Origin of the sequence: Priestia sp. BR_2, assembly GCF_041954005.1 — a bacterium.
GTDB classification, from domain to species: domain Bacteria; phylum Bacillota; class Bacilli; order Paenibacillales; family Paenibacillaceae; genus Paenibacillus_AQ; species Paenibacillus_AQ lautus_A.
On the sequence record NZ_JAVFHM010000054.1, the window covers coordinates 22,533 to 33,694 of the forward strand.

Annotated in this window: 12 protein-coding genes and 1 pseudogene; 12 read left to right on the forward strand and 1 reads right to left on the reverse strand. The window is 38.1% G+C overall.

Annotated features, from left to right (window positions below; all coding sequences use genetic code 11):
- Positions 1-167: 167 nt before the first annotated feature.
- From RB298_RS00745 to RB298_RS00775, 7 genes and pseudogenes are all read left to right on the forward strand, one after another.
- Entirely contained in the window at positions 168-497 is a 330-nt protein-coding gene (locus RB298_RS00745) for a hypothetical protein (RefSeq protein ID WP_192572258.1), read from the forward strand.
- Positions 498-1,366: 869 nt separating this feature from the next.
- Positions 1,367-1,915, forward strand: a complete 549-nt coding sequence (locus tag RB298_RS00750) for an ATP-binding protein (RefSeq protein ID WP_486045286.1) — start codon at positions 1,367-1,369, stop codon at positions 1,913-1,915.
- A 246-nt stretch (positions 1,916-2,161) separates the two neighbouring features.
- Positions 2,162-2,929, forward strand: coding sequence for a nucleotidyltransferase domain-containing protein (locus tag RB298_RS00755; protein ID WP_486045288.1), 768 nt, complete (start codon positions 2,162-2,164; stop codon positions 2,927-2,929).
- Between the two features lie 233 nt (positions 2,930-3,162).
- Positions 3,163-3,393: a hypothetical protein gene (locus RB298_RS00760; protein ID WP_015734815.1), complete on the forward strand. Its 231-nt coding sequence runs from the start codon at positions 3,163-3,165 to the stop codon at positions 3,391-3,393.
- Positions 3,394-3,679: 286 nt separating this feature from the next.
- Positions 3,680-4,312, forward strand: a complete 633-nt coding sequence (locus RB298_RS00765; protein WP_486045290.1) for a hypothetical protein — start codon at positions 3,680-3,682, stop codon at positions 4,310-4,312.
- A 170-nt stretch (positions 4,313-4,482) separates the two neighbouring features.
- Positions 4,483-5,066, forward strand: a pseudogene (locus RB298_RS00770) (chloramphenicol phosphotransferase CPT family protein).
- Positions 5,067-5,269: 203 nt separating this feature from the next.
- A complete protein-coding gene (locus RB298_RS00775; protein WP_486045292.1) occupies positions 5,270-5,923 on the forward strand; it encodes a lysozyme inhibitor LprI family protein in 654 nt (217 codons plus the stop codon).
- 218 nt (positions 5,924-6,141) lie between these two features.
- Here RB298_RS00775 and RB298_RS00780 read toward each other — a convergent pair whose 3' ends face one another.
- On the reverse strand, positions 6,142-6,225 hold the full coding sequence (locus RB298_RS00780) for a putative holin-like toxin (protein ID WP_220687457.1): 84 nt from the start codon (positions 6,223-6,225) through the stop codon (positions 6,142-6,144).
- Positions 6,226-6,590: 365 nt separating this feature from the next.
- On the opposite strand from RB298_RS00780, the gene RB298_RS00785 reads away from it, so the two are divergent.
- From RB298_RS00785 to RB298_RS00805, 5 genes are all read left to right on the forward strand, one after another.
- Complete coding sequence (locus RB298_RS00785) at positions 6,591-7,022, forward strand: GNAT family N-acetyltransferase (RefSeq protein WP_192572253.1); 432 nt, start codon at positions 6,591-6,593, stop codon at positions 7,020-7,022.
- A 395-nt stretch (positions 7,023-7,417) separates the two neighbouring features.
- Positions 7,418-7,864 carry a GNAT family N-acetyltransferase gene (locus RB298_RS00790; protein WP_486045295.1) on the forward strand — a complete coding sequence of 149 codons (447 nt, stop codon included), beginning with the start codon at positions 7,418-7,420 and terminating at the stop codon, positions 7,862-7,864.
- 304 nt (positions 7,865-8,168) lie between these two features.
- On the forward strand, positions 8,169-9,281 hold the full coding sequence (locus tag RB298_RS00795; protein WP_486045297.1) for a protein kinase domain-containing protein: 1,113 nt from the start codon (positions 8,169-8,171) through the stop codon (positions 9,279-9,281).
- Between the two features lie 158 nt (positions 9,282-9,439).
- A complete protein-coding gene (locus RB298_RS00800; RefSeq protein ID WP_486045299.1) occupies positions 9,440-10,159 on the forward strand; it encodes a metallophosphoesterase family protein in 720 nt (239 codons plus the stop codon).
- 193 nt (positions 10,160-10,352) lie between these two features.
- The gene (locus RB298_RS00805; protein WP_486045301.1) at positions 10,353-10,919 is read left to right on the forward strand and encodes a histidine phosphatase family protein; all 567 of its coding nucleotides are present in this window, start codon (positions 10,353-10,355) and stop codon (positions 10,917-10,919) included.
- Positions 10,920-11,162 lie beyond the last annotated feature (243 nt).

The following is an 11,162-nucleotide window of genomic DNA, read 5'->3' on the forward strand; positions in this document are numbered from 1 at the left end:
GACGGACTTAGCCTCTCGGGTTCGTAGATACAGAAACGTTATAGGAAATCAGCGCAATAACGAAAAATCAAAAGCAATTCATTATTAGTTGATTTAAACTAACCGTGTAGTTTAGCTTATAAAGAGCAAATTGAAGTCTAAGAATATATATTGGAGGAGGAGTAGAAATGTACACACACAAATCGTTTGAAACTTTAGGAACCTTCACTTTGCTAAGACCTATTTTTATCTCTATTTTGGTTGTATCACTACTTTTATTTTTTATACTGATAATCCCTAAATTAAAAAATAAAATGATAAACGGTTTTACTGTCCTTAGTTTGTCAGTTATCTCGATTTTTGTTTCTGGTCAACTTTTATATAATAGTGGAATCATCGTTGACGAGATTGGATTAAGTGGAGACCCTGTATCGTTTTATATTTTTTTAGCAATTACAGGTATTTGGATAATCAATCTTATAATCTATTTTTCAACACAAGGAAAATCAAACAAATAACCAAATTAAAGGGGATTGAATAGTGTAAGTCTTTCGAAGAAGGTGCTAACATCCTATAACAATGTATCTACACTTCAGGCTGCGCCTTTGGTTCAAAAGAAGCATTTACAGAGAAGCGGAATCAGCGAACAACCCTGGCGAGGCTAAGTTCGTCGGGCCCAGTCGCTGGCGCTCCTTTAAGCCTCTCGGGTTTGTAGATACAAGAACGTTAGCTGAAACCATTGCATAGAAAATTCTTGTAAAATGAAAAATCAAAAGATAAAGGAAGAGCCAACGTGCAAACATTTGTTTTAGATTATTATCGAAAACACAGATTTGAGTTTGTTGGTAGTTTAACAGAACACTACCTTGAAGGAAGTTTAATTTAGAATGAATATATAAAGAATAAAATAAGACAAATAGATGAAATAATAGATAATGAAAATAAAAATTGGTACTTAGATTTAAATGGTTACAGATTAGAAGATATTGAATTATTTAAGAATAGTCCTTGGTCAATTATTAATGATGATAATGAGATTAAGATAGTTTCAAGATTTTTTGATTACGGAACTGGTGAAGCAAGATTTGCTTTGCAACCTTGGTTTAGAACTGGTGACGAATTGCTCAGAAATAATAAAGATTAGTAGTAAGTAATTCGAGGAAGGCAATTTCATCAGCTAACACCGTATTCACGCTGCTGACATGGTAGGTCCTTGGTCTGCTCGAGGCTTTTCGGAGGAGTTGGTCAGGCAGACAACCCTGCGAAGCAAAGTGGCGGAACCACCCGCTCCCGATGGTCGCTTAAGCCTCTCGGGTTCGTAGATACAAAACGTTATCTGAAAGATCGGCAAAAATCATAATAGAAAACATTGATGGGAGAGCATTTTATGAGCCGCCTGGTAATCATGACGGTTGGAAAAACTCATAGTGGAAAAACCACTTTTGCTAAAGAATTAGAATCTGTACTACAACAAGCCATAGTCATTGATCAGGATAATCATGCTGAATTTATTAATAGCCATTATAAGAAACTTCGCCCTATTAAAGGTCCTAATACTTTAAAATTCTCTATAACAAATGCTATTGTTAACTATGCTATGGAGCAAAGCGATTTCCACATTATCTTAAGCAATTCCAATTTAAATAAATCAGGAAGAACAAATGTACTCCAGAACTTTCATGACAATGGATTTGAAAGTATTATAGTCCACTTTAATTTACCAATTGATCTATTGAAAGAACGTGTTACACAAACCCAAAGAAGTAAAGCTATATTTAGAAGTGCCTTGAACTTTTTGGAAGTATTGGAGAGACAAGAAAATACGATAGAAATTCAACCTACTAAAGATGAAGCTAATTATCTATTTGACATCAAGGACCCCAATGATACTTTGGAAATTATTCAACAAATAAAAGAGATAAGTGAATTTAGATAATTCGAAGAAGGCCGATCCATCAGCTAACATGGTATTCACGCTGCGTCGCTATCGCTCCTTGGTCCGGCCGAGGTAGAAGAAGTGGAATCAAAGAGGCATTTCATTTGCAGAGAAGCTAAATCAGCCGGACAACCCTGCACTCGCCTAATCGCGTCGCGACCACTCCCTACGGTCGTTTAAGGCAGTGAGTGTTCGTAAATACAATAACGTTTGCCGAAAGAAGTTCTTTGTTTAGGAGGAGTCTATATGATATTAGAAAAAGTTATAAATAGAATTGCAATACAAAGTGAATATAAGGATTTTGTTGATAAGTATATAAATCATATACTTACCGAATTTAAAGGTAAGATTCATAGCATTTATATGTGTGGCTCGATTCCAAAAGGAACTGCTAAACCTTTTAAGTCAGATGCAGACTTTACTATTGTATGTGTAAATCCCAAAGATATTGATTACGAAAGATTGTCAAATATTAAAGGCAGGCTTTTGGAAGAATATCCAATAGTAACTAAGATTGATACGATAATTTGCTCGATTGACGATGTATTAAGTAAACCGAATGAGTGGGGTTTTTGGGTTAAGATAATTTGTGTTTGCATGCATGGTCATGACATTGGTGAAAAAGTACCACCGATCAGTATTTCCCCAGAGTTCATTCTAGACTTAAATACAGAGACCAAGGAAGAAGTAGATCGTGTACGTCGTTCACTTTCTACTGCTAGTGATCACACGATGAAAACTAGATATATTAAAGGGTATTCGAAGAGATTAATTCGTGCATTATACTCTTTGGTTTTAACAGATACAGGTGTATGGCAAGATGACATTATTGAGATGAAGAATGCCATAATAAACTATTGCGAGATTGACTCCGCTTTAGTTGAGTATCTGTATGCTTGTTACTTGGATAGTGATGTACTTGTTGAAGAGTTTCTGGGAATTGCAGATGAAGTATATAGCTATTTTGAGAACGCCTTAAATACAATGGCTGCTTCCAGAACTTCCCTCGGCTAACACCATATTAACGCTCGGGGCCACTCTGTAGAAGCGAGTGACCCCATCCAGCCCCCTAAGCCCGTCTGGACGTCACTGCATGAGGTGTTCGGCAAGCCTCACAACTATAAGCAGCGACTCTAAGGGGCCAGGACGTCGTGAATACAAGAACATTAGTCGGAAACTCTCAAAACATTAGCAACAATTATGATCATACCTCTAAATATTAAATAGAACATAAGGAATATAAAAACATGAAAAGGTTCTCTGTTCAGAAGTCAGAATGGTCTGATAAACGTGAAGAAGACTATAAAAAAGAATGTTTTAATATCGTGTATGAATTTGGTCATAAATTGAATGTTGAGGATGACCGAGTGTTTTTAATGATGAGTGAAATGAATATTGAAATATTGAAACCATTAAAGTTCGGTTCATTTTGGTATGAAACATGGCTAGAGATCAGAAAAATTTATAAAATAGATTAGTGTAATAATGATTGAACGAGAAGAAAATGAAACGATAATTTAAATAACGAAAAAATTTATAACGACCATGTATTAGGTAGTAATTCATAGAAGTGAGAGCATCGCCTAACATAGTATCTACGCTTCGGGCCCTCGGTTCGCAAGATGAGGGTAGCAGAGAGGTTTATTCAGCCCACAACCTTGTGAGGCTAAGTCCGACGGACCCGCGCTGACGCTCCTTTAAGCCTCTCGTGTTCGTGGATACAATAACGTCAGGCGAAATCATTATAAAGAAGGAAACCATTATATGAACATTAGGGGAATTATCCTTGAAGGGTTTTCAAACACGGGTAAAACATCGCTTCTTAAAGCGATAAAACAATATCAAGCGATTGACGAATCAGCCGAGTTGAGCATCGTTATACTTGGTGAACATTATTCTCAGATTCTGAATAATGTTCATGGGGAGTTTGTTCGATTATCAAGAGATCAACATCTTGAACTATTAAGAGATAGAGTTGATATGCTAAAGAATTTAAATGATTGGGCGATTAATTTAGGACCATGGAAAAGAAAATCTAGAGGACTCTTTTTTGTATTAGAGAGGTTCCATTTAAATCATCGAGTCGCATTCTCGGATTCAGAAGATACAGAAATAACTAGTATTGAGAACGATTTAAATAAAATAGGAGCTAAATGTATCTTGTTAACTATATCTAATGATATTGTTGAAGAAAGAATAATGAGCAGAAATCCAAATAACTGGATTAACAAATCAAGAGAAGATATTGATGTGGCGTGCAAAGAATTAATCGAAACCCAAAATAGACTCAGAATTCAATCGTCCAAATCAAAGGTACCAACAATTGAAATAAACACTGATAATAAAGAATGGGATAAGTATGCAAGATTAATCATGGAAGATAATGACTTCGCCTAACATAATATTCACGCTTCGGGGAATTCGCCCCTCGGACTGGCCGGAGTAAGAAGAGGATTCGGGGAGGCAAATGACATTAGCAGGGAAACGATTTCAGCTGGCGCATACGACTAAGTCGTGATTGCCTGAACGTTATCTGAAAGATACGCTTATAAGTGAGGGTGATTCGTTTGAAGCAAGGACAGATTGTGTTCTTGAACGGAACTTCAAGTGCAGGAAAGACTAGTATTTCTATGGAATTGATCAATCAGGAAGAGATTCTTTATCATTTATCCATAGATGATTTTTTTCATAATTTCAATGATCTTATTAATAACAAATTTCCAGATTTAAAACCAGTAAAAGCATTGGATGATGTAGTTATCGGACAAATAATGTTTGAACCTATAATCTCCCCACAATTAAACTGTTTTTAGAATATGGTCTGAATGTAATCGTCGATACCGTAATCGAAAATGACAAGTGGTTTAATGATTATCTTGATGTACTTTTTGATTATCCTACATTATTCGTAGGTGTAATCTGCTCGAGAGAAGAACTCACAAGAAGAGAGCAAATCAGAGGAGATCGAATGATTGGACTAGCAAATTCCCAGTTCGACAAAGTATATTGCTTTAATGAATATGACCTTGAAGTAAATACTGAAGAGTTGAATCCAACAGAATGTGCCGAAAAGATATTGAATTTTATTAAGTCCGATCAGGATTACTCGGCATTTAAGAAATTAAGTAAAAGAAATGTTAGTAGTTCATAAAAGGCATACCCATCAGATAACACCATATTCACGCTGTGGGGCTATCGCCCCTGGGTTGTCAGATGAATAATTATGTAAGAAGTTCAGACAACAAACGTGCCAACCTAAGATAAGAGTTATCTAAGTCTGGGCCGTTTCGTCAATACAAGAACGTTATGCGCCATTTCCGGTAAATATTAAAGAAATATTTAAGGAGATCATTTATGAAAGGTAAGATACTCATTTTATTTTTTATTACGATAGTGTTTTCATCTTGTCAAAATAGTAGTCAATCGACTACCTTGAACAGCGAAACTAAATCAATAATGAATTCTGAACTGCCATCTGATGTAGTGAGTACAGGTAATGGAACAGAATCGAAAGAAATAACCGAAGGTCGATCAGATCCTTCTAACTATGAAGTGTTAACCATGAGCATTGGGAACCTTGATTTGAAAGGAGAATTTTATGATGAAATGCTTCGTAATCCTATAGATCATGATTATGAGGTGGAATTTAATGAATTTCAAAATTCCAAAGAGATTATTACAACATTAGAATGGGGGGCGTTGGAAAGCAAATATACAGAGATTTGGGATAATGAGTTAAATCATATATATAAAAAGCTTCTTTCTAAGTTGGATAGAGAACCAAGAGAAGCACTAATTGAATCGCAGAAAGAATGGTTACAGTATCACTTAAGGGAAACAAAATTTGTAGAGAAGTCATTTATTAATAATGGTTACCTTGGATCACAAGGATCGGTAAGCCTAGGCAGGGTTATAAAGGAGAGAATTAGGGAAAGAACAATGCAATTATTTGAATATCAATATTTGCTAGATGGTGAAGTTGAGTTTTTATACCAAAGCAAAAAATAGAGTTGGAATCTTGATCGAAGGTTTTTAGCATTACAGACCTTATATAAATAAAAAATAATCAACAAAACATATAAAAGCGTTATAAAATGAGTTATACTGAGGTAAGAATAAGTAAGGAGCCGTGCTGGAACACGACTCCAAAGCACAATAACTGCATAAAGAGCAGTCGGCCACAGGAGTTAGGTCGAGAAATAGACCGTTACCTTAGCGAGGGCGGTCTATTTCTTTTTCATGTAGGTGAGCAATGCCAGAATGAACATGCCGAACATGAACATTAAGGAAAGTGCATCTTTGACCTCCATGGGCATCACCTCCCTTCTGGGAGATTAGCCGACCGCCCTTAAAGCCGTATATTGTACTAGAAAATTATAACATATAAGATCTGATGAAATACCATTAAAATACTATAAATAACTAGAATGAATACATAAGAAACAATATATATCTGTAAAACATTTATGAGAATGTAATTACAGATAAGGCAGTAACATCACTAAACCATGCATCTAAGCTTCGCCCCTTGGTTTTTTCATAAGCAAGCACGCTCATAGGCGAAAATTCAGACAACACACGACCCAGCCTAAGATAAGAGCTATCTAAGGCTGGGTCGCGTCATAGTTGTGGGAAACGTTATGTGAAATCAGCCTAAATACAGAGGAGAATGTGAATGATAATTCGTGAAGCTGGATCCAATGACGCCGAAGCTATTGAAGGACTATATAAAGAGTTGCTTCCAAACAACACAAAAATAAAAGTGTTGGAAGATAGAATAGAAGAAATTAAACAAGATCCTAATAGTTTCTTGTTCATTTGCGAAGTAGACCAAGAGATCGTTGCAACTGCACATCTGCATCTATGTTTAGATGCGTTGATAGAGTCACAACCTTTTGGGGTTGTAGAACGTGTAATTGTATCTGGAAACAGACAAGGTCAAGGTTATGGATCGCTCATTATGAAGCATATTGAAGAGCTGTGTATTTCAAGGGGTTGTGTTAAGGTCTTTTTAACCAGCGGAGCTTCGAGGAAGCAAGCACACGAGTTCTATACAAAGTTAGGTTATGACGGTGATTCGAGTAAAGCCTTTAAGAAGTACTTATAATTTTTGAAAGTTATTCTAAGATGAGGTAGACATCACATAACACCATATTCCCGCAGCGGGCGTTCGCCCCTTGGTCCGCGAAGAGCGAAGGGATTTCACTGCTGAGCGAATTCAGAGGTACAGGGAAGCGTTGGCGGACAACCCTGCGAACCTAACCGCGCCGCGACCGGCCCTTCGGGCCTTAAGGTTCTCGGGTTCGCGAATACATATACGATATCTGAAAGCTAGGCACTAATATTTTATCTGGTGGTGACTGCAATGATGCAAATTGAAGATCATTTTCAAGAGTTCCCTGTTCTTAGCGCTACTGGCCATAAGGTTCTGGTTGTTGTGAACGCAAGAACGTTATATGAACCGCCGAAACCTGATAAAAACCAAAGAGTGAGGGAATCATCATGCCCAATGTGTCTGTCAGATACATTCATAGGAATGAATTAGATCAACTACTTTTGCTATATAAGCATTTAAATGCAGATGATCCAGAACTGAATATATACGAAATACAAGATCATTGGCGAGAGATAATGAATGACAAGCTGATGAAGATTATTGTTGTAGAGCATGAGGGGAAGCTTGTCTCTTCATGCGTTTTAGTTCTTATTAGGAATTTAACTAGGGGCGCAAGACCATATGGCTTGATTGAGAATGTTGTTACACATTCTGATTATAGAAAGAACGGTTACGGGAAATTAGTACTTCAAAAAGCAGTCGAAACCGCTAGGGAGAATGATTGTTACAAAGTGATGTTAATGACAAGCTCTAGAATGGAAGGAACCCATAGCTTTTATGAGAGCTGCGGATTCACTAAAGGGGATAAGACAGGATTTATAATTAAGATGTAATGAGGGGAATTCGAAGATGCGCCTGCATCATTTATCATCAAATCCACGCTTCGGAGCCTGACGGCTCCTCGGTCTGCGGGATGAGATTGGCAGGGCAGAGAATTCGGCGGACCCATCTGCGAGGCTAACTGCGCTCCGCTCAGCCGGTTTGGTTGGAGGCTACGCCTCTCCAGATGCGCACTCTAAGCCTCTCGACGTCGTGAATACAAGAACGTTATACGACAGAACAGAGAGATGACAATAGTTAGATTAATAGTAAAAGATGCACTAACCAGAACAACAGAGCGAAAGGACGCTATCCCGTATGAAATTTTCAACGAACGAGCATTCGATTCACGACATTCGACTTGCCCGCTATGCCGCCGTGTCCACTGCCTTATGTCTGGTAAGTGATGAACAGCTTAGCAAGCGAGTGGAAAAAGCTACGGTTCTAAATACTGGTATTGGCGGTACAACGGCTTTCTTACAAATTGATGATACACCCGTGTTCGTGAAAATGGTTCCGCTTACGGAACTTGAAAGCCACTACGAAAATTATATGTCTACCAGAAACGCGTTCAATCTTCCACCGTATTGCCACTATGGGATAGGTTCACCAGGTGCTGGAGTGTGGCGTGAGGTCGCTGCCCATACCATGACCACCAACTGGGTTCTGGCGAGACAGTGTGAGAACTTTCCCCTAATGTATCACTGGCGGGTGTTAAAAAGCCCAGAACGGCGTAATCCAATCTCTGAGGAACTGAGCGATGTTTCCAAAATGGTTGAGTTTTGGGGTACTTCAAAAATACGGGATCGTATTGAGGCCCTTGAGCAATCCAACTACAATGTTGTACTGTTCTGTGAGTACGTACCTTACAACCTGCATAACTGGCTTACCGAACAGGTCGCTATTGGTGAGAATGCAGCCAATTCAGCGTTTGCCATGTTGGACTCAAACTTGTTGTCAACGGTCTCCTTTATGAATGCGAACGGATTACTACATTTCGACGTTCACTTTAACAATGTTTTAACCGACGGACACCGTGTGTATATTTCGGACTTCGGACTTGCAACGTCTTCTCGATTTGAACTGTCAGATTCCGAATTGGAGTTTCTTGAATTGAACAAGACTCATGATGGATGTTATGTGGCAAAACAAATAGTGAACTGGCTTGTAGCAGCATTGACTGGTAGGATGAACCGTTCTGAACGAATCGAATTCATACGTCGTTGTGCTGAGGGTAAGGAATTCCTAGAAGTGATGGATTCGGCAGCGGAGATTATAATGCGGTACGCTCCAATAGCTGTAGTGATCAATGATTTCTACACCAATCTCGTTTCGAAGAACAGAAATACATCGTTTCCCGTTGAGGAGATTGAACGGGTCTGTATGAAAACTGGGTTCCAGCTGCCCTTCTCGAATCCCAGGCTGGTCTAGTCTACTTTAGATTTCCAAATGTTATATCATGATTGGAGCTGAATTTTTGATGTTGCCTTCCCTAGAATAAGAGCTATCTAAGGGAGATGGACGTCGTAATACAGGAACGTAGGTGAAATCATCCAAGAACTTAAAAACATTTAGAGTTAGGAGATTCTATGAAGCGAACAATTATGATTAGCGATATTCATGGATGTATCGATCAATTAAATCAGATGTTGCATTGTATCAAATTTAATTCGATTGATGATCAGTTGATTTTGCTTGGTGATTATGTAGATAGGGGGCCTAATAGTAAAGCAGTAGTTGATAAAGTAATCGAATTAGTAAGCATGCATAATGCCATTGCTTTACGAGGCAATCATGACCAACGATTGGTTGATTTAATAAATAATGATAGCGCATTGATTCGATCTAAATTTATTGAACATGGGGGAATACAAACCCTCCAAAGTTATTGTGATATTAATAACATGAATAACGAAATCTCTGATGAGATATTGAACCAGGCGAAGGATACAATTAAGACTTTTTTTGGTCACCACATAGACTTTTTAAGTGAATTACCTTTATTTCACGAAGATCATGATCACATATATGTTCATGCGGGATTGAATCCCAATTTTATAGATTGGAAGAACCAGCCAGAATATGATTTTATGTATATTAAGGATGAATTCATTCAACACGCTTTTGAGGATCTAAACAAAAGAGTTATTTTTGGACATACAAGAACTATTGATATCCATGGCACATCAGATATTTGGTTTAGTAAAGACAAGATAGGAATTGATGGCGGATGTGCATATGGATTGCAGTTGAATTGTTTAATTTTTCAAGAAGGATCGTATATAGCGGAACAGATAAAGAACTTTTGAATGTTAATCCAGGAAGCGGGGGACATCACCTAACATCATATCCACGCATCGAGCCTGACAGCTCCTCGGTCCGCGAGAAGCGATTGGCAGGGAAGCAAATTCAGCGGACACATCCGCACCGACTAACCGCATCGCGGCCGCTCCCGTTGGTCGGTTGGACAACGTGGATAAGGGAACGTTCAGGGAGGGTTATATGAAGACCATTATTTATATGGTTAGGCATGCCGAGTCACCATATACTGAAGGAAATGAAAGAACCAGGGGGCTTACCCTAGAGGGAAAGATGAACGCAGAAAAAATAACAGAAATATTAAAGGATGAAGGAATAAACATTATTACATCAAGTCCTTATGCTCGAGCAATTCTAACATTGGAGGGGTTGGCCAAAGAGTTAAAATTAGATATTCAGATATTTGAGGATCTTAGGGAAAGGCACTTTTCAGACTATGTTATTACTAATGAAGAATTTATGCCCGCAATGAAGAAGATGTTTGATGACCCTTCCTATGCATTGCCAGGAGGAGAGTCTAATACTGTTTGCCAGAATCGATCAGTTGTAGTGTTGAAAAATATCTTAGAAGAACACAAGGGAAAGAAAATTGCTATTGGAACACACGGGAATGTAATGACATTGATGATGAATCATTTTAATCCGAATTACGGATTGGATTTCATGAATCAAACAAAGAAACCAGACATCTATAAATTAAAATTTAAAGACCTGGTATTAGAAGAAGTAACAAGACTTTGGAAAGAATAGATTAATTTATGAATGGATCGAATAGAACTTTGGGCATCGCGTAACACCGTATTCACGGTGGTGCACCCTTGCGGCTCCTTAATCTGCCCGAGGCATTTCGGAGAAGTTAAGTCAGGCAGATAACCCTGCGAGGCTATGTTCGTTGAACCGGTCGTTGTTCCCCATAAGCCTCTCGGTCGTAGATACATTAACGTTATATGACATACCCGAAAACCAAATTTCACTTTTTCCTATAAATAAATT